Here is a 21614-nt window from a genome sequence, read left to right on the forward strand (position 1 = left end):
ATGGATTTCGCAGCCGCGATGCCGCTGGCAAAGACGCTCGGCGTCACCATCGACGAAGGCACCAAGGATCGCGTCGCGGGCACGCTTCCCGTGCGACCCGACATCTGCACCGCGGGGAACATCGTCCATGGCGGCGCGATCATGGCCTTTGCCGATTGCCTCGGCGCGGTGGGCGCCTTTCTGACGCTTCCCGAAGGCGCGGGCGGCACGACGACGATCGAGAGCAAGACCAATTTCCTCGGTGGCGGGCCGGTGGGATCGGTTCTCGTCGGTGAAGCGACGCCCGTGAAGATCGGCAAGCGGCTGTCGGTGTGGCAGACGCGCATCCGTACCGAGCAGGGGGCCGAGGTCGCGCTCGTCACCCAGACGCAGATGGTGCTTTGGCCAGCCTGAGCGCCGAGGCGATCGTCTGCGCGGTCCGCGCGCATGGCGAGCATGGCGCGATTCTGCGCGCGCTGACCCGCGATGCCGGGCTGGTCGCGGGCTATGTCCGCGGCGGACGGTCGCGCCGGCTGCGGCCGATCCTGATGCCGGGCAATCTCGTCGCGCTCGAACTGCGCGCGCGAACCGAGGACCAACTCGGCGGCGCGACCGCCGAATTGCTGACGAGCCGCGCGCCGCTGCTCGCCGAGCCGCTGCCGGCGGCGGCGATCGACTGGGCGACCAGCCTGACCGCCGCGACGCTGCCCGAAAGCCAGCCTTATCCGGCGCTCTACGCGGCGCTGTCAGCGGTTCTCGACGCGATCGGAGTGGCGGCGTCGGCGCGGCAATGGGCGGCCGCGCTTGCGCGCTACGAGCTGCTGCTGCTCGCCGAACTCGGCTTCGGACTCAATCTTGAGGAATGCGTCGCGACCGGTTCGGAAACTGATCTCGCCTTCGTCAGCCCCAAATCGGGCGGGGCGGTGAGCGCGGGTGCGGCCGCTGGATACGAGGCGCGCCTGTTCCGCTTGCCGCCCTTCCTGCGCGGCGCGGACAGCGACCCCGCGCTGGCCGATGTGCTCGACGGGCTGGCGATTACCGGCCATTTCCTCGACCGCGATCTGATCGAAGGGCGCAACCGTGACTTGCTGACGGCGAGGGAAAGATTGGTGGGCCGGCTCAAGAGGGCGGTTGCGTGACTCGCCGCCGCTCCTTAAGCGGCTCGCGAGACACGAAAGGGCGAAGCGTTGAAAATCCTGCTGCTGGCTGGCGATGGTATCGGTCCCGAGATCATGGCGGAGGCCGAAAAGGTCCTCGCGGCCCTCGCGCTGCCGGTGACGCTCGATCGTGCGCTCGTCGGGGGCGCGGCCTATGAAGCGACCGGACACCCGCTGCCGCCCGAGACGCTGACGAAGGCGAAAGCGGCCGATGCGCTTCTGTTCGGTGCGGTCGGCGACCTGCGCTTCGACAATGTCGAGCGGCACCTGCGCCCCGAACAGGCGATTCTCGGCCTGCGCGCCGAACTCGGCCTGTTCGCCAACCTGCGCCCCGCCAAGCTGTTCGCGGGACTCGAAGACAGCTCGGCGCTGCGGCCCGAGGTCGCGTCGGCGATCGACCTGCTGATCGTCCGCGAACTCAACGGCGATGTCTATTTCGGCGAGAAGGGCACCCGGACCACGGCGAGCGGCGAGCGCGAAGGCTATGACGTCATGTCGTACAGTGAGAGCGAAGTGCGGCGGATCGCGCATGTCGCCTTCAAGGCGGCGCAGGGGCGGCAGAAGCGGCTCTGCTCGGTCGACAAGGCCAATGTCCTCGAAACCTCGCAGCTCTGGCGCGATGTGGTGACCGAGGTCGCTGCCGACTATCCCGATGTCGCGCTCAGCCATATGTATGTCGACAATGCCGCGATGCAGCTCGTGCGCAATCCGGGGCAGTTCGACGTCGTCGTCACCGGCAATCTGTTCGGCGACATCCTGTCCGACCAGGCGTCGATGTGCGTCGGGTCGATCGGCCTGCTTGCATCGGCTTCGCTTGGCGCGGGCCGGCTGGGGCTGTACGAGCCGATCCACGGCAGCGCGCCCGACATCGCGGGGAAGGGGATCGCCAACCCGCTCGCGATGATCCTGTCGCTCGCGATGCTGCTCCGCCATTCGGGCGGCGACGAGGCGAGCGCGGCGCGGATCGAGGCCGCGGTCGCGGCGGTGTTGGCGGACGGATGCCGGGGCGCCGACCTCGGCGGTGACATGACGACGACCGCGCTCGGCGATGCGGTGGTCGCGGCCCTGAACGGATAGGCGGACGGAAACGATGAAGAAGAAGACGGGTTTCGATCGCAGCACGACGAAGAACTGGCACCCCGCGACGCGCGCGGTGCGCGGCGGGACGTGGCGCAGCGAGCATGGCGAGACGTCGGAGGCGCTCTTCCTGACCTCGGGCTACAGCTATGACAGCGCAGAGGAAGTCGCGGCGCGCTTCAGCGGCGACGCGCAGGGCATGACCTATTCGCGCCTGCAGAACCCGACCGTCGCGATGCTCGAAGAGCGGATCGCGCTGATCGAGGGTGCCGAGGCGTGCCGGGTCCAGGCGAGCGGCATGGCGGCGATGACCACCGCGCTGCTCTGCCAGCTTTCCGCCGGCGATCATATCGTCGCGGCGAAGGCGGCGTTCGGGTCGTGCCGCTGGCTCGTCGATACGCTCTGCCCGCGCTTCGGGATCGAATCGACGGTCGTCGACGGCCGCGACAATGACGCATGGGAAAAGGCGATCCGCCCCAACACCAAGGTCTTCTTCTTCGAAACCCCCGCGAACCCGACGCTCGACATCGTCGACATGGCGCATGTCTGCGGCCTCGCCCGCGCCCACGGAATCACCAGCGTTGTCGACAATGCCTTTGCGACCGCCGTGCTCCAGCGCCCGCTCGATTTCGGCGCCGACGTCGTCGCCTACTCGGCGACCAAGCTGATGGAGGGACAGGGCCGCGTTCTCGCCGGCGCGGTGTGTGGAACGGAGAAGTTCATCAACGAGGTGCTGCTGCCCTTCCAGCGCAACACCGGACCCAATCTGTCGCCGTTCAACGCCTGGGTGGTGCTGAAAGGCCTGGAAACGCTCGACCTTCGTGCGCAACGCCAGTCGGATAATGCGCTCGCGGTCGGCAAGGCGATCGAGGGGCGCGTTTCGCGCATGCTTCACCCGGGGCTCGCCAGCCATCCGCAGCACGAACTCGCGATGCGCCAGATGGACGCTTGCGGACCGATCTTCGCCTTCGAACTGCCCGGCGGAGCCAAGCAGGCGATGGCCTTCCTCAACGCGCTCGAACTCGTCGACATCAGCAACAATATCGGCGACGCGCGCAGCCTCTGCTGCCATCCCTGGACGACCACCCATTATGGTGTCAGCCCCGACGTGCGGCTCGACATGGGCGTCGACGAAGGCTTGCTGCGCATCAACATCGGGCTCGAAGATCCGCGCGACGTGATCGCCGATCTGGAGCAGGCATTGACCAAGGTCGGGCTATAGGCGATTCTGTGGAGACGATGATCGACTCCTTCTTCCCCTTCGCGGCGACCACCGGGCCGGTCACGGTGCGCGTGTCGGTCAGCTATCTGCCCGAACAGTCGCACCCTGCGCTCGGGCGCTGGTTCTGGGCCTATCACGTCCGGATCGAAAATCGGGGCGAGACGGCGGTGCAGCTGATCAGCCGCCACTGGCGGATCAGCGACGGCCAGGGCCAGGTGAGCGAAGTCGAAGGCGAGGGGGTCGTCGGCGAACAGCCGCTGATCGCGCCCGGCGGCGCCTTCGATTATGTCTCCGGCTGCCCGCTGCCCACCCCCGAAGGGTCGATGGTCGGCAGCTATATGATGGAGATCGGCGACGGGTCGCAGATGCTCGTCGCCATCCCGCATTTTCCGCTCGTGGCGCCGGCGACCGCATCATGAAGCGCACCCATCTTCCGCTCAACGCGCTGCGCGTGTTCGACGCCGCCGCCCGGCACCTCAGCTTCACGCGCGCCGCCGACGAGCTGGCGGTGACCCCCGCCGCGGTCGGGCAACAGATCCGTGCGCTCGAGGATATGCTCGGCGTCGTCCTGTTCCGGCGCACGCCCAAGGGGCTCGAGCTGACGGGCGAGGCCAATGCCGGGCTCGACGCGCTGCGCCAGGGCTTCCTGCAGTTCGAGGAATCGGTGCGCGCGATGCAGGCGGGGCAGTCGTCGCAATCGCTGACGATCGCCGCGCCGCGCGACCTGACCGCCAAATGGCTCGCGCCGCGCCTGGCGCGCTACAGCCAGCAGGCGCCCGACGTGCGCTTCACGCTCGTTTCGGCCGACGGCGGAATCGACTTTACCGAGGCGAACCTCGACCTCGCGATCTTCTGGACCGACGGCGCGGGCGAGCATGAGGGCGTCGCGCTCGCCGAAGCGGCAATGGTCACCGTCGCGGGGCCCGGCAGCGACAGCGAGACGCACATCGCCTGGCCCGGCTGCCCGGTCGAGGATGGCGAGCCCGCGCTGCGGCTCGGCGACGCGGGGTTGGCGATCGATGCCGCCGCCAACGGGCTCGGGCAGGCCAATGTCCCCGCGATGCTCGCCGAGGCCGATATCGCCGCCGGGCGCGTCCGCGTCGTGCGCGAACCCTTTGCCGCCAAGCGCGGCTATTGGCTGGTCGCCCCGACACCCCAGTGGCGACAGGCAAAGGTCAAGGCGCTCGTCGCAGCGCTGACGGCCTGATTTTTCCTCGCACAAAGCCACGAAGCCACAAAGAGGGTCCCCAATACCGTTCGCCCTGAGCTTGTCGAAGCCTGTCCTGAGCGACTGACAAGTCAGTCGAAGGGGGCCGTTCTTCCCTTTGATGCTGAAAAGAACGGTGCTTCGACAAGCTCAGCACAAACGGAGGAAGAGAGGTCTCTTCGTGGCTTCGTGGCTTTGTACGAGTCAAAAAACTCTATTTCGCCGCCAGCGCCAGCAGGCGGGTCACCATCCCGCTCAGCGTCTCCGCCGCCACATCCGCATCGGGATTGTTCCAGCTCGCGGTGACGACCACCCATTGGCCGTCCGACTTGCGCTGCCCGAGCAGGCTCATCGACAGCACACCGAGTTCGGAGCCGCCCTTGTAGCCGAGATAGCGCCAGTCGGCCGCAGCGGCGGGGCCGACCCCGTTGTTGATCGCCATCGCCGCCATCGCCTGCGGATTGTTCCGTGTCTTGAGGTCGGCGAGCGCCCGCGCCAGATCGTTCGGCGTCGCGAACCATTCGAGGCTGTCGATGAAGCGCGGCTTGCCGCCGAAGCTAACCCCGTCGACATGGGCGAGCACCAGCCGGTCGGCGTTCGTGTCGAGCAGCCGCCGCTGCGCCGCATCGTCGCCAGCAACGAATTGGGTGCGCAGATCCGCGAAATTATTGCCCTTGAGCGCGAACGCCTCGACCGTGGTCAGGAAGGGGGTGTTACGCGACGGATCGCTATGCCCCGCCGCGCGCATCCGCGCCTCGATCGCCTCGCGCCCGAGCAGGTGGATCAGCGTATCGGTCGCGCCATTGTCGCTGACCGAGATCATCCAGTTGGCGAGCGTCTGCAGCGTGACGGGCATATCCTTCGGCCAGTTCGCCGTCGCCGCCGAAGAGAAGCTGAGGTGCGAGAGCGGAACGACGTCGGACCATTTGCGCTTGCCCGCCGCTACCTGCGCCGCGAGTTCGTCAAGAATATAGAGCTTGAAGGTCGATCCGATCGCGAACTGCCGGTCGGCGTTCGCGGCGGCGAGCGGCCTGATCGTCTGGCTGTCGAGTTCGGCGGCGAGAAAGCCAGTCGTGCCCGGCAGCGCCGCCATTTCGCCGGCGATGCGGTCGAAGCTGTCGTCGGCCATGACGACGTTCTGGATGCGTAGCCCCTCGACGCGCCGATCGGCTTCCACCCCCACGGCGAGCGCAACCGTGCCGATACCCTTTTCGAAGCGCAGTTTCACCGTGCCTTGCCGGCCATCGGTCGAGCTGGCCGATTCGACCGCCACCGGCTGACCATATTGCGCGATCAGATTGGCGGTGATCGCCTTGAACTGCGCCTCGGGCACCGCCTGCTGGAACGAGAGGGCGAAATATTCGGCATAGGCGATCTTTCCGGTAAGCAGGTCGACGAGCTGCGCCGCGCGCATGTCGAACGCCGTTTCGCCCGCCTTTGCGGTCTCCGGCGTGAGCTGCGCCGATGCGGAAGCCGGAATTTGGGTCGCCGCGGCTGCGAGCAGGATCGCCGTCGGAAAGCGGGGCATCAGCTATCTCCTTTGGAAGAGGCGGTGTCGTCGATCCGCGCGATCTGATCGCGCAGCATGGCGGCGGCACGCCGGTTGAGCAACCAGATGCCGAGAAACACCAGAGCGTGGATCGCTGCCAGCGCCGCGAAGCCGAGCGGCGAGAGGGACGCGACGAACGCAATCCCCGCCAGAAAAACCGCGAGTCCGGGGATCAGCGGCGCCAGATACCAGCGTCCGACCCGTGCCAGCATATGTTCCTCGGTGACGAGGCGGGTGCGGTAATAGGTCCGGACGTCTGCCGCTTCGGCATCGGGATCGGGTCGCGAGCTACGGTGTGCGAGCTGCCAGCCGACGAAAAGCGCGCCGGCGATAACAAGCAGACTGCCGGTCTTGAGCCAATATCCGGGCAGGAGGATCGCATAGAGGCCGAACACCGCCGCCACGATGCCGATCGCGATATATTCGCGGCGGTTGCGGCGCGCGACGCCATCGCCCAGCCTGCCGGCGCGGCGTTTGATCTCGGCAAGCGACAAAGGCGCGATTTCGGCAGCACCGCTCTGCCACAGCGCGTGCAGGCTCCGGTCGTCGGGCGGGCTCATACAGGCTCTCCTTCGCGCGCGAAGCGGCGCGTCAGCATGGATTTGAAACGGTGAATCCGGGTCGTCACCATATCGGGCGTAACGCCCGTGATCGCGGCGATCTCGGCGCCGGCAATGCCTTCCAGATAGAGAAGCAATATCTGGCGGTCGGGCGGATCGAGCCGCTCGACGATCGACAGGACCAGCGCCATCGCCTGGCCGCTTTCGGCGGCGTCGAAGGGGGAGGGCGCGGCATCGGCGATCTCGATGGCATCGAGGCTCGACCAGCCGGGCGCGTTGCGGCGGCGATGCGCCAGCATATGCGATGTCGCGCGATTGTGCGCGACGCGCCACACCCAGGTGCTCAGCGCGCAGCGGCCGTCGAAATGGGCAAAGCTCTGCCACAGCGCGACCTGCACGTCCTGCTCGAGGTCGCGGCGGAGGTCGGGATCGGCCTCATAGCCGCGCGCCATACGGGCGAGACCGGGGCCGAAGCGCTCGATGGCTTCGGCAAAGGCGCGATCCTGTTCGCGTTCGTCCACATCGCGCTCCGGAATTTCGTGTCGCATGTCCCTTTAGTCGGCGGCGACGGAAACTTCTGACAGAGCGCGCGGAAATTTTTCCTCAGGCGTCGATCGCCGCCTCATCGAGGCTCGCCGCATTGGCCTGGATGAACTGGAAACGATGCTCCGGGTGCTTGCCCATCAGCCGGTCGACCAGATCCTTGACCAGATGGCGCTCCTCATATTCCTGCGGCAGCGTGACTCGCAGCATCGAGCGCGTCGCCGGGTCCATCGTCGTTTCCTTCAATTGGCCGGGGTTCATTTCCCCCAGGCCCTTGAAGCGGCCGACTTCGACCTTCTTGCCCTTGAAAAGCGTCGCCTCGAGCTCTGCGCGATGCTCGTCGTCGCGGGCGTAGGCCGACGTCGACCCCGCGGTCAGGCGATAGAGCGGCGGCTGCGCCAGATAGACATGCCCCTCGCGCACGATATCGGGCATCTCCTGAAAGAAGAAGGTCATCAGCAGGGTCGCGATATGCGCGCCGTCGACGTCGGCGTCGGTCATGATCACGATCTTCTCGTAGCGCAGCCGGTCGGCGTCGCAGTCCTTGCGCATCCCGCAGCCGAGCGCGAGCGCGAGGTCGGCGATTTCCTGATTGGCGCGAATCTTGTCGGCGCTCGCGCTCGCGACGTTCAAGATCTTGCCGCGGATCGGCAGGATCGCCTGCGTCTTGCGGTCGCGCGCCTGCTTGGCGCTGCCGCCGGCGCTGTCGCCCTCGACGATAAACAATTCCGTGCCTTCGGGGCCGTCGTTCGCACAGTCGGTGAGCTTGCCGGGCAGGCGGAGCTTGCGCGCACTGGTCGCGGTCTTGCGCTTCACCTCGCGTTCGGCCTTGCGCTTCAGCCGCTCTTCCATCCGCTCGAGGATCAGGCCCAGCAACGCGCGGCCGCGGTCCATATTGTCGGAGAGGAAATGGTCGAAATGGTCGCGGATCGCGTTCTCGGTGAAGCGCGCGGCCTCGGGGCTCGACAGCCGGTCCTTGGTCTGGCTCTGGAACTGCGGGTCGCGGATGAACACCGACAGCATCATCTCGCCGCCGTTGAACACATCGTCGGCGGTGATCTGCGTCGCCTTCTTCTGCCCGATCAGCTCGCCGAACGCGCGCAAGCCCTTGGTCAGCGCGGCGCGCAGCCCCGCCTCGTGGGTGCCGCCGGCGGGGGTGGGGATCGTGTTACAATACCAGCTATAGCTGCCATCGGACCACAGCGGCCAGGCGATCGCCCATTCGGCGCGGCCTTGCCCGTCGGGGAAATCCTGCCGTCCGGTAAAGGGGTCGGCGGTCGCGCATTCGCGGCTGCCGATCTGCTCCTTCAGATGGTCGGCGAGCCCGCCGGGAAACTGGAACACCGCCTCGGCGGGGGTGTCGTCGCCGATCAGTTCGGGCGCGCATTTCCAGCGGATTTCGACCCCCGCGAACAGATAGGCCTTCGAGCGCGCCATGCGATAGAGGCGCTGCGGCTTGAAGCGGCCATGCTCGCCGAAGATTTCGGGGTCGGGGATGAAGGACACGCTCGTGCCGCGGCGGTTCGGCGTCGGGCCGAGCTCCTCGAGCCCGCCGAGCGGAGCCCCGCGCGAGAAACGCTGGCGATAGAGCTGCTTGCCGCGCGCGACTTCGATCTCGGTTTCGGTCGACAGCGCGTTGACGACGCTGACGCCGACCCCGTGAAGCCCGCCCGAGGTCGCATAGGCCTTGCCCTCGAACTTGCCGCCCGAATGGAGCATGGTCATGATGACTTCGAGCGCCGATTTGCCCGGGAACTTCGGATGCGGATCGACCGGCATGCCGCGCCCGTTGTCGATCACCGTCAGCCGGTTGCCGACGTCGAGCTCGATCTCGATGCGGCTCGCGTGACCGGCGACCGCCTCGTCCATGCTGTTGTCGATCACCTCGGCGGCGAGGTGGTGAAGCGCGCGTTCGTCGGTGCCGCCGATATACATGCCGGGGCGGCGGCGGACCGGTTCCAGCCCTTCGAGCACCTCGATCTGCGAGGCGTTGTAGCTGTCGGCCGCCGGGGTGCTGCTGTCGAACAAATCGTGACTCATGCCATGGCTATAGGGGGTGTCGAAGGCCGCTGGCAAGGGCGGTTTTCAGCGGCTTTGCGGCCGTTTGACGCGAAAACGGCTCGTCCCGTTTTCGGCACGGGGAGGAACTTCGGCGCCAAGGGGCGGGTTTTCCGGAAGGCTGCAAGGCCATCAAATATCGGAGTAAAACATATGAAGTTCACATCTCTCCTCATCGCCACGGCCGCCGGATCGCTCGCCGTCCCCGCCATGGCCCAGGATCGTGACGCCGCGGAGGATTTCAACGGCCCCTACATCGGCGTCGTCGGCGGATACACGATGCAGCCGAACGACGGCCATGAAACGCTGACGTTCGACACAGACCTCGACGGCACCTATGGCGATCCCGTCAATACCGCGGGCGGCAACAACGCTTTCTCGCCCGGTTTCTGCGGCGGTGGCGCCACGGGCACCGCGAACCGCGACTGTACCAACGACAAGGACGGCGCCGAATATATGGCGCGCCTCGGCTACGACAAGCGGATGGGCAATTTCGTCGTCGGCGCCGTTCTCGAAGGCGGCCGCAGCGAGGCGCGCGACCGCGTGTCGGGCTTCTCCACGACGCCCGCGAGCTACACGATGAGCCGCGAGGCCGACTGGCAGGCCGGCGCCCGCCTACGCGCGGGCTACACCCCCGGCGGCGGCGTGCTCTTCTATGCCACCGGCGGCGGCGCTTATGCGAAGATGGACAACCGCTTCGCGACGACCAACAGCGCGAACAGCTTTGCCGACAACGGCAAGACCAACGCCTGGGGCTATTCGGCGGGCGGCGGCGCGGAAGCGATGCTGACCAGGAATGTCTCGCTGGGCCTCGAATATCTCTACACCGACCTCAACGACGATGATTACACCGTCCAGGTCGGGCAGGGCACCGCGCCCGACGCCAACCCGTTCGGCGAAGGCGCCGACATCAAGCGCAGCGACCCGCATTTCCGCACCCACAGCGTGCGGGCATCGGTCAACTTCCGCTTCTGATCGATCGGAAACGACAGGGAAGGGCGCCGGATCGAAAGATCGGGCGCCCTTTCCTGTGGGGTTTGCATCACTTGCAGATGCGTCCGTTTCCGACCGGTAGCGGCCATAGGCAGAGAGAAAGCCCCTCCCCTGAAGGGGAGGGGCTTATCGGATGCAACGTCAGCTCCCCCACCAAAACGGTCGCGCGGGAGGCTATTCCACCGACCTACCGCCCAGCGGCGCCGCGAAGATCGCGAAATTGCCGTTGGCGCTCGCGACTAGGCGGTCGTGCTGGAACAGGCGTGCGTCGATGTTGGCGATCCGCTTGCCCCGATGGAGCACCGACGCGTCGCAGGTCAGCAGGCCTTCGCCGACCCCGACATGGTAGTTGAACTTGATCTCCAGCGTCGCGCACCAGAGGTCGTCGGGCAGCTGGCTGGTCAGCGCACCGCCCATCGCCGTATCGGCGAGCGAATAGGCGACGCCGCCATGCGCCACGCCCTGCGGGTTGAAATGGCGTCCGCGTTCGACGTCGATCGCCATCCGGCACCGCCCGTCGCCGCGCTCGACCATCTGAAAGCCGAGCATGCGCGCGAATTCGAATTCCTGCCCGAACGGCCTCACCGCACGCGCGGCCCGCCGAAGGGCGGGGGCGGGGGCGGGCGGCGCGTGCCGCGCGGCAGCTGCGCCTGATAGGCGCGGCCGCAATGTTCGACGCAATAGGGGAAGCCGGGGTTCACCGCCTGCCCGCAGAAATGGAAATCGGGTTCGCCCGGATGCCCCATCGGCCAGCGGCAGATGCGGTCGTTGAGGTCGAGCAGGCTCGTCTTGTCGGCGATCTCGGGGCTCGGCTTCGCGGGCACCAGCCGACGCGGCGGCGCGGGCGGAATCGGCGCCTGCTGGTCGCCGGGTCCCTGGCGGATGAAGCCGCCGGGGCCGATCGAGACGATGCGCGGCGCATCGGGCTTCGCGGGCGCAGCTTCAGTGCCGGCATCCTCGGGCGCCGCGTCGGCGGCGGCGGGCCTGGGTTCGGGCCTCGGCGTCGCTACCGGGCGCGGCGCGGCGGGAGCGGCCGCGCGCGGCGCCGGCGCGGCGGCCTTGGGCGCGGCGGGCGCCTTGGCGGGTTTCACGACCTTCTCGGTCGCCTTCACGGGCGACGGCCGCGATTTCAGCCCCAGACGGTGCGCCTTGCCGATCACCGCGTTGCGGCTGACCCCGCCGAGCTCGTCGGCGATCTGGCTGGCGGTCAGGCCCTTTTCCCACATGCTGCGCAGCTGTTCGATGCGCTGGTCAGTCCATGACATGCTTCACATTCCTCATTGTCTCACGCCGCGGGCGGCGCAGCGATCCTTTCGGGCCGTTCCGGACGGATCGGCGCGGCGGCTGCCCAGCTTGCGGTAAAGTCGGGGAGGCGATAGGCGAGAACGCCATGAACGACCAGCCCCAAATTACGCGCGCCGACTCGGGCCCCGCCACCGCGACACCAGCCTTCGCCGAGCCGGGGGTGCCGCACATCCGCACGCTCAACGTGCCCGGTATGCAGGCCCTTTATGTCAAGGAGGTGCGGCGCTTTTTCAAGGTCCAGCTGCAAACAATCTGGGCCCCTGCGGTCACCACTCTCCTCTTCCTGGTCATTTTCACCGTCGCCCTGGGCGGGTCGGGGCGCACCGTCATCGGCGTTCCCTTCGCCGATTTCGTCGCGCCGGGCCTCATCATGATGGCGATGCTTCAGAACAGCTTCGCCAATGCGAGCTTTTCGCTGCTCGTCGGCAAGATCCAGGGCACGATCGTCGATTATCTGATGCCGCCGCTCGGTTTCGGCGAGCTCATCCTCGCGCTCATCGGGGCTGCGATCAGCCGCGCGGTCCTCGTCGGGCTGGCGCTATGGGTCGCGATGCTGGCCTGGCCCGGCGTCCATGTCATGCCCCAACACCCCTGGGCGGTCGCCGCCTTCGGCCTGCTCGGCGCGGCGATGATCGGCTTCCTCGGCCTGATCACCTCGGTCTGGGCAGAGAAATTCGATCATGCCGCCGCGGTGACCAATTTCGTCGTCACCCCGCTCGCGCTGCTTTCGGGCACCTTCTATTCGATCGACCGGCTGGCGCCCTGGTTTCAGAGCATCGCGCACGCCAACCCGGTCTATTACGCGATCATGGGCTTTCGCTACGGCTTCATCGGGACGGTCGATTCGACGATCGCCCATCCGGTGCTGACCGCGCTCCTCGCGCTCGCCGCCGTAAACGTCGTGCTGGGCGCGCTGACCTATCGCCTGCTCGCGTCGGGATGGAAGCTCAAGGCCTGAGCGGCCACCTCAGTGGCGGTGGATGGCGCGGAGGCGATAGCGCCCCTTGTCGAGCCCGTCGAACATCGCCTCGATCTGCGGATGATCGACCGGGCCATGCTCTGAATCGCCGACCAGATTCTGCTGGCTGACATAGGCGATGTAGGACGAATCGTCGTTTTCGGCGAGCAGATGATAGTAAGGCTGCTCCTTCGCCGGGCGGATCGCCTCGGGAATCGCTTCATACCATTCGTCGCTGTTCGCGAAGACCGGGTCGACGTCGAACACGACGCCGCGGAAATCGAACATCCGGTGCCGCACGATGTCGCCCGGCGCGAAGCGCGCGCGCTCAACCAGCGGCATGACGGCGCCGTGACCAGCCTTGCCGTGGATTTCCGGGAACGTCTTGGGTGTCATGGCATCAATCTATGCCCGTTCGCGGATGTTTCAAGGCGTTATCGACCTGCCTTGCCCCGCGTTCCCGCCGCCTGCTGTGATCTGCACCATAGAATCCTGGTCCATTCCGGGTTAGTTTGGCTGCACGACCTCCGCCGCGGACCAGGCTTGGCGGGTCGTCCGTTTTCGCAACAAGGGAAAGGCGCACCATGACCGATATAGTGCAACGCGCGAAGGATATGATCGTCAAGCCGCAGGAGACCTGGGCGGCCATCGATGGGGAGGCGGCGACGGTTCAGTCGCTCTATATTCCCTATGTGCTCCTCCTCGCCGCGATCGGCCCGCTTGCCCAACTGATCGGCGGGCAGATCTTCGGCCATCACTTTCTCGCGATCACCGTTCACCCGCCGCTGGGCGGCGCCATCGCGTCCGCGCTGCTCTCCTATGTGCTGACGCTGATCGGCGTCTATGTCGTCGCGCTGGTGATCGACGCGCTGGCGCCGACGTTCGGCGGGCAGAAGAATCCGATCCAGGCGCTGAAAGTTGCGGTCTATTCGGCCACGGCGGGCTGGCTTGCGGGGATATTCGCGGTGGTTCCGGCGCTGGCGATATTGGGGTGGTTGCTCGGGCTTTACAGCCTCTATCTTCTCTATCTCGGCCTGCCGCGCCTGATGAAAGCGCCCGAAGACAAGGCGATCGTCTATACGGTGGTCGTCGTGGTCGTGACGGCGATCCTCTATCTCGTCATCGCCGCGATCGTCGGTGCACTGGCGATGCAGCAAAGTTCCGCGCTGGCCGGCAGCGTCAGCCTGCGCTGACCCGCGCGGAGCGGCGCCGGCTAGCGAAAGCGCCGTCGCTTTTGTCACGGCGCGCCTCGGCAGCAACTTTATGCCATGTGCCGACGAATAGGGAGGGAAGGGCGTCCAGGCGGCGTCCTTCCCCGTTCCAGCTGGAAGGACTGCATATGAAAAACCACATCAAGATCGCGATGTCGTTCGGCCTTGGCCTGCTGCTGGCGAGCATCCCCGCGCAGAGTATCGCGGCGCTCCAGCAAGGCGCGAAGGCGCCAGACTTTACGCTGAACGCCGCGCAGGGCGGCAAGCCCTTCAGCCTGTCCCTGAAGCAGACGCTGAGGAACGGGCCTGTGGTGCTCTATTTCTTCCCCGCCGCCTTCACCCCCGGCTGCACGGTGGAGGCGCATCTTTTCGCCGAGGCGAACAGCCGCTTCAACCAGCTGGGCGCGCGCGTCGTCGGCGTCACCGCCGGAAACATCGATCGCGTCGCGGAGTTTTCCAAATCGGAATGCCGCAGCAAATTCGCGGTCGCAGCCGATCCGGGCGCCAAGGTCGCGGCGAAATACGACACCACGATGCCAGGCCCGGGACAGACCACGCTCTCCGACCGGACGTCGTTCGTGATCGCGCCCGACGGGACGATCCTGCTCAGCTACACCGACCGCAACCCGCGCGCCCATATCGAAAAGACGATGGCGGCGGTTCGTGCGTGGAACGCCAGACGCGGTTAGAAAATGGAGGAGAGTGAGGGATTCGAACCCTCGGTACCGTTGCCGGCACTTCGCATTTCGAGTGCGACGCTTTCGACCACTCAGCCAACTCTCCTCGCTGAGGCAGACGCCCCTAGCGGCGGTCCGCCGATCATGCAAGCCTCTCTTGGCAAAATTGCCGCCTGATTCGCGGGGGCGCCGAAGAGGAGGGGGGTCGCCGTGCCGCTGACCGGACTGAAAGTGCTCGATTTCGGGCGTTATATCGCGGGCCCCTATTGCGCGGCGCTGCTCGCCGACTATGGCGCCGACGTGATCCGGATCGAGGCGCCGGGCGGCAACGACGACCGCTACACGGTCCCCGTTGCCGCCGACGGGTCGGGCGCGATGTTCCTGCAGATGAACCGGAACAAGCGCTCCCTGACGCTGAGGCCCGGCACCCCCGAAGGCCGCGAGGTCGTTCGGCGGCTGGTCGCCACCGCCGACGTCGTCGTCGCCAACCTGCCGCACGATGCGCTCGTCAAGCTCGGCCTCGATCATGACAGCCTGTCCGCAATCAATCCACGCATCATCCTGGCAACGGCCTCGGCCTTCGGGCGCGAAGGTCCGCTGGCGGAGCGCGTCGGCTTCGACGCGGTGGGGCAGGTCATGTCAGGCGCGGTTCATCTGACCGGCGCGCCCGACCAGCCTCATCGCGCGCAGGTCAACTACGTCGATTTCGGCACCGCGCTGCATTGCGCCTTCGGGGTCATGCTCGCGCTCCGCGAGCGCGAGGCGACGGGGAAGGGGCAGTGCGTGTCGGGGTCGCTCTTCGCGACCGCGCTCGCCATGTCGAACGCGCTGACGATCGACCATGCGCTGAACGGCGTCGAACGGCAGCCGCTCGGCAACCGCGCCTATAGCTCGGGCCCGACCGACCTGTTCCGCACCCGCGACGGCTGGATCGTCACCCAGGTCGTCGGCGCCCCGATCTTCCGCCGCTGGGCCGAACTGGTCGGGCGCCCCGACCTGATCGACGACCCGCGTTTCGCGAGCGACATATCGCGCGGCGACAATGGCGAGGAATTGAGCGCGATCATGCAGGACTGGTGCCTCCTGCGGACGAGCGATGCGGCGATCGCCGAACTCGCCGCGGCGCGCGTCCCGGCGGCGCCCGTGGTCAGGCCCGCCGACGCGCTGTCGCATCCGCAGGTCGCCGCGATGGGGCTCGTCGAACCCGCCGCCTATCCCGGTACTCCGGCCCCCGCGCCGGTGATCCGCGCGCCGGTGCAGCTTTCGGCGAGCGCCAAGGCGCCGCCGGCGCGCGCGCCGCAGGTCGGCGAACACAGCGATGCGATCCTCGCGGAGCTCGGATATGATGCGGCCGCCATTTCGGCTTTGCGCGCGGCAAGGATTATTTGAGCCCTTGCCGGGTGGACGGCGCCGCCGCACATGCTTAAATACCGATCAGTATGAAATTGCAGGAGCAGCCGCGATGAGCGACCAGAGCGAATATGTGCCGCCGAAGATCTGGACCTGGGACAAGGAAAGCGGCGGGCGCTTCGCCCATATCAACCGCCCCGTCGCCGGCCCGACGCACGACAAGGAGCTGCCGGTCGGCCGGCATCCGCTCCAGCTCTATTCGCTCGGCACGCCCAATGGCGTGAAGGTCACGGTGATGCTCGAGGAACTGCTCGCGGCGGGGCATCACGGCGCGGAATATGACGCCTGGCTGATCAACATCGGCGAGGGCGACCAGTTTTCGAGCGGCTTCGTCGGCGCCAATCCGAACAGCAAGATCCCCGCGCTCGTCGACCGCAGCGGCGCCGAACCGATCCGCGTCTTCGAATCGGGCGCGATCCTGATCTACCTTGCCGAGAAGTTCGGCGCCTTCCTGCCGACGGACCCCGCGCAGCGCGCCGAGACGCTGTCGTGGCTGATGTGGCAGATGGGCAGCACCCCCTTTCTCGGCGGCGGCTTCGGCCATTTCTATGCCTATGCGCCGACGAAGCAGGAATATCCGATCAATCGCTATGCGATGGAGGTGAAGCGCCAGATGGACGTGCTCGACCGCCGCCTCGCCGAGAGCGAATATCTGGGCGGCGCCGACTACAGCATCGCCGACATGGCGGTGTGGCCGTGGTACGGCGCGCTCGCCAAAGGGCTGGTCTATGACGCGGGGGAATTCCTGCAGGTGCAGGATTACAAGCACGTCCAGCGCTGGACCGATCAGGTCGCGACGCGACCTGCGGTCAAGCGCGGGCGGATGGTCAACCGCGTGACCGGCGATCCGGCAAGCCAGCTTCGCGAGCGGCACGATGCTTCGGACTTCGACCTGCGAACCCAGGACAAGATTGCACCCGAGGCGGCAGAATAGTCAGCGGCCATTCCGCATGATCGTCATTCCGGCTTATGCTGGGGGTATAGTGATTGCGGGGCAGACATTGCACGAATGACCACAGTTTGACCTTTTGGCTGGGCTACGACGGACGGTCTGTGAACGACCGGTTGCGGACATATCCCACGTGATCCCCGGCGAAAGCCGGGGTCCAGGGCGTAGTCACGCAACGCCGGCTTTCCACCGCCCTGGACCCCGGCTTTCGCCGGGGATCACGGAGCGGCCATGGCCGGATGAGAACCGTAGCTTCCCCTTTCCTTCGTCATTCCAGTGTGGGGTCAGCCGACGCGCGCTCTGGGTTCCCGCTTTCGTGGGAATGACGAAATTGATGGAGATTGAAAGGTCATCACTCCGCAACCCAAGAGTAACCCGAGCGGATTTCGGGGCTCCGGCTCGGTCCGACTCTTCGTAAAATACGCAAAATAGAGCGCTCGTCGCCGCGACCTGCCCTTCATCCGCTTCCGTCATGCTGGCGCCATGACCCGACCGACCTTTTTTCACTCGCTGCTCGCCTTTGGTCGCCGCTTCGCGTGCAACGTCCGCGCGGCGGCGATGGTCGAGATGGCGCTCGTCCTGCCGATCTTCCTCGCGCTCTTGATGGGCATCCTCGTCTACGGTCAATATTTCATGCTCGCGCACAGCGTCCAGCAGGCGGCGAACGACGGCGCGCGCGCCGCGATCACCGGGCTCGACGCCGCCGACCGGCGCGCGATCGCAACGCGCGCGGTCGACCGCAGCCTCGCCGGCGTGCGCGGTGCCTCGCCTGCGACACGCTCGGTCGCTGTGTCCGAAACCGCCGAAGCGGTGACCGTCGCGGTGACCTTCACCGTGCCCGAGGACGCCTTCATCCGATCCTCCTTCGTGCCGGCGCCGGACAATGTGATTCGCGCCGATGCGACCTTCGAACTGCCCGCGGAGTGACTGCCATGCCGCTTCCTTCCCTTCGTTCGATCGCCGCCGACACGCGTGCCGGAATCAGCATCGCCAGCGCCTTCAGCCTGACCGCTCTGATCGGGTCGGCGGCGCTCGCGGTCGATGTCGGTGCGCTCTATCTCGACCGGCGCGACCTCCAGGGGATCGCCGACGCCGCCGCACTCGCCGCGGCGGTCGCCGATCCTGGCGAAAAGCGCGCCGCCGCCGAGCGGATCATCGCGGCGAATTGCGACTGCGGCATCCGCATCGCTGCGTTCACTGAAGGCAGCTACACCGCCGACGCCGCGATCCCCGCCGAGCAACGCTTCGCCGTGGGCGGCACATCCTCCAATGCGGTGCGGATCACGCTGGCGCGCAGCCACCCGCTCAGCTTCGCGCGTATCTTCACCGGCAGCGATGCGCGCGACGTCCGGGCGACCGCAACCGGCGCGCGGCGCGGCTACGCCGCCTTTTCGCTCGGCTCGCGAGTCGCCGCGGTGCACGGCGGCGTTCCCAATGCCTTGCTGTCGGCATTGACCGGCAGCCAGCTCAACCTGTCGCTGATGGATTATCAGGCGCTCGCCAGCGCCGACGTCGACCTGCTCGCCTTCTCCGAAGCCCTCCGCACAGAGATCGGCGCCGAAGCGCTGACCTTCGGCCAGACGCTCGACAGCCGGGTCACCATGCCGCAAATCCTCTCTGCGCTGGCGAGCGCGAGCGACGGACAGGCCGCCGCGGTCGTCGGACATATCGCCGACAGCGCGGTGCCGACCAGCCTCATCCCGTCGCGCGCGATAGACCTCGGTCCCCGCGCGTCGAGCATCCGCGCCGATGCCGCCAATCCGGTGAAGGTCAATGCGCTCAGCCTGATGCGCGCGATGCTGCTGCTCGGTAATGCCAACCGCCAGCTCGACCTTTCGCTCGCAAGCGACCTGCCGGGCGGGTCGGGGATCGACGTCGCGCTGATCGTCGGCGAACCGCCCGCGAACTCGCCACTGATCGCCGTCACCGACGACCAGGAGGTGATCGTCCGCACCGCGCAGGTCCGGCTCAAGGTCGGCGCGCGCATCGCGACCCCGCTCGCGAACGTTAACCTACCGATCGTCGCCGAACTCGGGTCGGCCTCAGCGCGCATCACCGACATCGACTGCGGGAAGAATGCGAGCGACGCGGTGGCGCTCGCGGTTACCACCTCGCCTGCGATGGTCGCGATCGGGTCGGTCGATGCCGCCGATTTTCAGAACATGCAGCGCTCGCTCGATCCGCGCCCCGCGCGCCTCGTCGCGCTGCCGCTCATCAGTATCGACGGCGGCGCGAAGCTCGATGCGTCCGACTTTTCCGAGCAGCCGCTGTCCTTTTCGCGCGACGATATTGCGGACGGGACGGTCAAGACCGTCGAGAGCGGCGGTCTGGTTGCGGGCGCCGCCCAATCGCTCAGCGACCAGCTCGAACTCAAGGTCAATATCCTCGGGCTCGGGCTCAACGCCAAGGCGCTCTCGACGCTCGTCGGCACCACCGTCGGCGCCGCCGCGCCGGTGCTCGACGGCGTGCTCGAAAGCCTGACCGGCGTGCTCGGCGTCCACCTCGGCGAAGCCGACGCGCGCGTCAACGCGCTGCGCTGCGGCCACGCGCGGCTCGTCTGATCCATCCGTCCCGGTGCGGAAACGGACCGGCTTTCCGGCCTTGGGGAACCGCTGCAGCTCATAAGGGAGGTGGAGGTGGACAATGGCATCGAGACAGGATCCCCGGCGCGTCCCCGCGGCCGAATTCATCCGCGATTTCGCGAACTGGCGAATGCAGGCGGCGCGCGAGCCCGTCGTCGTCACCCATCACGGCAAGGATGCGCATGTGCTGATCTCGCTCGACGACTACCGCAAGCTCGACGGGAGCGAAGCCGGGACCGCGGACGCCCTGCGCGATTCGCAATCGGCCTTGCTCGACGCCGTGCGCGATGCCGTGCTGGTCGTCGATCGGCAGGCCCGCATCGTCGCAGTCAATCCCGCCGCGTCCGACATGCTCGAACGTGCGGCGTCAGCCTTGATCGGCAGCTCATTGAGCGCCGCGGTTCCGGGCCTCGAGGGCAGTCTGCTGTTCCCGCATGTCGTGCGGATGCTCGACCATCGCCAGCGCTTTTCGGGCGAGGTGCCGGGGCTGCTGCGCCCGCGCCAGTGGCTGCGCGCCGATCTCGTGCCGCTTCCCGTCGGCGGCGCGCTGATCCTGCGCGACGTCAGCGAGGGGATCGACAACCTCGCCGAGCGCGACGCGCTGCGCGCGCTCGCCACCGCGATCGACGCTGACGGCGGCGTCGGTCACGCCCGTATCTCGGTCCGCGAGGCGATCGAGGCGGCCAATCCCGCGCTCGCCGCGATGGTCGGCGTCGACGAGGCGGCGATGCGGCGCGTGCGCTTTTCGGCGCTGCTCGCGCTCGGCGCGCGCCACGCCTTTGCCGAAGCGCTCGAAGGCCTGTTCCGCTCGGGGGCGCCCGCGCGCATCGCATCCGAGCTCGTCACCCGCGAGGGCGCGGCGCTTCCCGTCACCCTGTCGATCACCGAGCGCCGCGGCGTTTACGCCAGCGATGGCGCGCTGATCCTCGTCACCCGGCGCTAGAACCAGCTTCCGCGCTCGATCTCCCGGCTCTTCGCGGGCAGCGAGAAATATTGCCCATCCTCGCCGACGACGATCGGCCCGTCGAAATGGCTGTCCGCACCATCGAGGAACGCCGCGTAAAGCGCCCGCGAGGGCAGGGGCGGAACGATATGGCTCAGCACCAGCATCTTCACCCCCGCGCGCCGCGCGCTGTCGGCCGCCTGCGCAGGGCTGGCGTGATAATCGAGGATGTCGTGCATGATCTGCCCGGTCATCGGGCGCCCAGCGGCTTTCAGCTTGTCGGACAGCGTTTGAACCATCTCGGGCTGCAGCGCCTCGTGGATCAGCAGGTCGGCGCCTTTCGCCGCGGTTTCGAGCGAGGCCGACGGCGCGGTGTCGCCGCTGATCACCACCGACCGCCCCTTGTAATCGAAGCGATAGCCGACCGCGGGCTGCACCGGACGATGGTCGACCGGAAAGGCCGTGACCTTGAGCCCGCCCCCTTCATAAACGACCGTCGGCGCCGCCGGCATCGCGAAGGGCATCGCGGTGGCCCCCGCCGCCGCGGGTGGAGTGACCACCGCGCCGTGGTGCGCGGTGCGATAGCGATTGTCGGCAGCATAGGCGGAGTTGAAGCCCCCGATCACCGCCTCGACGCCCTCGGGACCGTAGACGGGGAGGGGCGCCGCGTTACCGCTCGCGGTCCAGCGCAGCAGCATCATCGGCCCCAGCCCGTCGATATGATCCGAATGATAATGGGTCAGAAACAGCGCGCGGATCCTGCCGTTGGGCAGCCCCATCATCGAAATGTTGCGCGCGCCGCCTTCGCCCGCGTCGACGACGAACATCGCCTTGCCCGCGATCACGACGGTGCACGCCCCCGCGCGATCACGGCTCGGCAGCGGCGAGCCGGTACCGCAGAGCGCGACGTGCAGCCCGTCGGGCAGGCTCGCCAGCCGGTCGCGCGCCGCCGCCTGCGCCGCCCCGCGCTCGAACAGCCAGAGGCCGATCGGTCGCTGGAACAACAATAGCGCTGCTGCGGCAAGCGCCACGAACAGCACGACGAACAGCGCGATGCGCCTGCCTTTGGTCATTGGTCACCCCCCACCCGTTTCTGGCATCATGGGGAAGGGAAGGGCGCTGGACAAGCCGCGATGTTCGGGGCAATCTTTTCGCCATGTTGACACGCCGGAAGGTTGCGGGTCGCAACTTACCGTTTACGTAAACGTGAGTGCATATTATAAGGGCGCATTGC

The 21614-nt window shown here is 67.3% G+C and carries 23 protein-coding genes and 1 tRNA gene; 15 read left to right on the forward strand and 9 right to left on the reverse strand.

Annotated features, from left to right (window positions below; translation table 11 throughout):
• The 6 genes from ACOTSS_RS08915 to ACOTSS_RS08940 are packed head-to-tail and all read left to right on the forward strand — an operon-like array spanning position 1 to position 4642.
• Positions 1-393 carry a PaaI family thioesterase gene (locus ACOTSS_RS08915; protein WP_448691134.1) on the forward strand — a complete coding sequence of 131 codons (393 nt, stop codon included), beginning with the start codon at positions 1-3 and terminating at the stop codon, positions 391-393.
• Positions 381-1118, forward strand: coding sequence for a DNA repair protein RecO (gene recO, locus ACOTSS_RS08920; protein ID WP_448691135.1), 738 nt, complete (start codon positions 381-383; stop codon positions 1116-1118). The genes ACOTSS_RS08915 and recO overlap by 13 nt, the downstream gene beginning before the upstream one ends.
• 48 nt (positions 1119-1166) lie before the next feature.
• Positions 1167-2213 carry a 3-isopropylmalate dehydrogenase gene (gene leuB, locus ACOTSS_RS08925; RefSeq protein WP_448691136.1) on the forward strand — a complete coding sequence of 349 codons (1047 nt, stop codon included), beginning with the start codon at positions 1167-1169 and terminating at the stop codon, positions 2211-2213.
• Between the two features lie 13 nt (positions 2214-2226).
• Positions 2227-3435, forward strand: a complete 1209-nt coding sequence (locus ACOTSS_RS08930) for a trans-sulfuration enzyme family protein (RefSeq protein ID WP_448691137.1) — start codon at positions 2227-2229, stop codon at positions 3433-3435.
• A 17-nt stretch (positions 3436-3452) separates the two neighbouring features.
• Positions 3453-3854: a Co2+/Mg2+ efflux protein ApaG gene (gene apaG / locus ACOTSS_RS08935; protein ID WP_448691315.1), complete on the forward strand. Its 402-nt coding sequence runs from the start codon at positions 3453-3455 to the stop codon at positions 3852-3854.
• The gene (locus tag ACOTSS_RS08940; protein ID WP_448691138.1) at positions 3851-4642 is read left to right on the forward strand and encodes a LysR family transcriptional regulator; all 792 of its coding nucleotides are present in this window, start codon (positions 3851-3853) and stop codon (positions 4640-4642) included. Before apaG ends, ACOTSS_RS08940 begins: the two co-directional genes overlap by 4 nt.
• Positions 4643-4856: 214 nt before the next feature.
• On the opposite strand, the gene ACOTSS_RS08945 is transcribed toward ACOTSS_RS08940, so the two are convergent.
• The 4 genes from ACOTSS_RS08945 to parE all read right to left on the reverse strand — a co-directional run bounded on the left by ACOTSS_RS08945 (position 4857) and on the right by parE (position 9334).
• Complete coding sequence (locus ACOTSS_RS08945) at positions 4857-6170, reverse strand: serine hydrolase (RefSeq protein WP_448691139.1); 1314 nt, start codon at positions 6168-6170, stop codon at positions 4857-4859.
• Positions 6170-6751, reverse strand: a complete 582-nt coding sequence (locus tag ACOTSS_RS08950; RefSeq protein WP_448691140.1) for a hypothetical protein — start codon at positions 6749-6751, stop codon at positions 6170-6172. Before ACOTSS_RS08950 ends, ACOTSS_RS08945 begins: the two co-directional genes overlap by 1 nt.
• Complete coding sequence (locus ACOTSS_RS08955) at positions 6748-7272, reverse strand: RNA polymerase sigma factor (protein WP_448691141.1); 525 nt, start codon at positions 7270-7272, stop codon at positions 6748-6750. The genes ACOTSS_RS08950 and ACOTSS_RS08955 overlap by 4 nt, the downstream gene beginning before the upstream one ends.
• 82 nt (positions 7273-7354) lie before the next feature.
• Entirely contained in the window at positions 7355-9334 is a 1980-nt protein-coding gene (parE, locus tag ACOTSS_RS08960) for a DNA topoisomerase IV subunit B (RefSeq protein ID WP_448691142.1), read from the reverse strand.
• A 171-nt stretch (positions 9335-9505) separates the two neighbouring features.
• Between parE and ACOTSS_RS08965 the strand changes: the two genes are divergently transcribed.
• On the forward strand, positions 9506-10327 hold the full coding sequence (locus ACOTSS_RS08965) for an outer membrane protein (protein WP_448691143.1): 822 nt from the start codon (positions 9506-9508) through the stop codon (positions 10325-10327).
• Between the two features lie 192 nt (positions 10328-10519).
• On the opposite strand, the gene ACOTSS_RS08970 is transcribed toward ACOTSS_RS08965, so the two are convergent.
• Together ACOTSS_RS08970 and ACOTSS_RS08975 are read right to left on the reverse strand one after the other, a co-directional pair.
• Entirely contained in the window at positions 10520-10894 is a 375-nt protein-coding gene (locus ACOTSS_RS08970; protein ID WP_448691144.1) for a PaaI family thioesterase, read from the reverse strand.
• A 32-nt stretch (positions 10895-10926) separates the two neighbouring features.
• Positions 10927-11610 (reverse strand): GcrA family cell cycle regulator, encoded by a 684-nt coding sequence (locus ACOTSS_RS08975; protein WP_448691145.1) that lies wholly within the window; start codon positions 11608-11610, stop codon positions 10927-10929.
• 125 nt (positions 11611-11735) lie between these two features.
• Between ACOTSS_RS08975 and ACOTSS_RS08980 the strand changes: the two genes are divergently transcribed.
• Positions 11736-12608 (forward strand): ABC transporter permease, encoded by an 873-nt coding sequence (locus ACOTSS_RS08980; RefSeq protein ID WP_448691146.1) that lies wholly within the window; start codon positions 11736-11738, stop codon positions 12606-12608.
• Between the two features lie 9 nt (positions 12609-12617).
• On the opposite strand, the gene hspQ is transcribed toward ACOTSS_RS08980, so the two are convergent.
• Complete coding sequence (hspQ, locus tag ACOTSS_RS08985) at positions 12618-13004, reverse strand: heat shock protein HspQ (protein WP_448691147.1); 387 nt, start codon at positions 13002-13004, stop codon at positions 12618-12620.
• Between the two features lie 188 nt (positions 13005-13192).
• Here hspQ and ACOTSS_RS08990 point away from each other — a divergent pair, with 188 nt between their 5' ends.
• Both ACOTSS_RS08990 and ACOTSS_RS08995 read left to right on the forward strand, forming a co-directional pair.
• Positions 13193-13801 carry a Yip1 family protein gene (locus tag ACOTSS_RS08990; RefSeq protein WP_448691148.1) on the forward strand — a complete coding sequence of 203 codons (609 nt, stop codon included), beginning with the start codon at positions 13193-13195 and terminating at the stop codon, positions 13799-13801.
• Positions 13802-13947: 146 nt separating this feature from the next.
• Positions 13948-14508, forward strand: coding sequence for a peroxiredoxin (locus ACOTSS_RS08995; protein WP_448691149.1), 561 nt, complete (start codon positions 13948-13950; stop codon positions 14506-14508).
• A gap of 4 nt (positions 14509-14512) precedes the next feature.
• Here ACOTSS_RS08995 and ACOTSS_RS09000 read toward each other — a convergent pair.
• Positions 14513-14602, reverse strand: a tRNA-Ser gene (locus ACOTSS_RS09000).
• A 104-nt stretch (positions 14603-14706) separates the two neighbouring features.
• Between ACOTSS_RS09000 and ACOTSS_RS09005 the strand changes: the two genes are divergently transcribed.
• From ACOTSS_RS09005 to ACOTSS_RS09025, 5 genes are all read left to right on the forward strand, one after another.
• Positions 14707-15885, forward strand: coding sequence for a CaiB/BaiF CoA transferase family protein (locus ACOTSS_RS09005; protein WP_448691150.1), 1179 nt, complete (start codon positions 14707-14709; stop codon positions 15883-15885).
• A 73-nt stretch (positions 15886-15958) separates the two neighbouring features.
• Complete coding sequence (gene yghU / locus ACOTSS_RS09010; RefSeq protein WP_448691151.1) at positions 15959-16840, forward strand: glutathione-dependent disulfide-bond oxidoreductase; 882 nt, start codon at positions 15959-15961, stop codon at positions 16838-16840.
• A gap of 498 nt (positions 16841-17338) precedes the next feature.
• Entirely contained in the window at positions 17339-17782 is a 444-nt protein-coding gene (locus ACOTSS_RS09015; RefSeq protein ID WP_448691152.1) for a TadE/TadG family type IV pilus assembly protein, read from the forward strand.
• A gap of 5 nt (positions 17783-17787) precedes the next feature.
• Positions 17788-19416 (forward strand): TadG family pilus assembly protein, encoded by a 1629-nt coding sequence (locus ACOTSS_RS09020; protein ID WP_448691153.1) that lies wholly within the window; start codon positions 17788-17790, stop codon positions 19414-19416.
• Positions 19417-19498: 82 nt separating this feature from the next.
• The gene (locus tag ACOTSS_RS09025; RefSeq protein WP_448691154.1) at positions 19499-20380 is read left to right on the forward strand and encodes a PAS domain-containing protein; all 882 of its coding nucleotides are present in this window, start codon (positions 19499-19501) and stop codon (positions 20378-20380) included.
• On the opposite strand, the gene ACOTSS_RS09030 is transcribed toward ACOTSS_RS09025, so the two are convergent.
• Positions 20377-21453, reverse strand: a complete 1077-nt coding sequence (locus ACOTSS_RS09030; RefSeq protein WP_448691155.1) for an MBL fold metallo-hydrolase — start codon at positions 21451-21453, stop codon at positions 20377-20379. The genes ACOTSS_RS09025 and ACOTSS_RS09030 overlap by 4 nt on opposite strands.
• Between the last annotated feature and the right edge of the window lie 161 nt (positions 21454-21614).

It is taken from the genome of Sphingopyxis sp. NJF-3 (assembly GCF_053514865.1).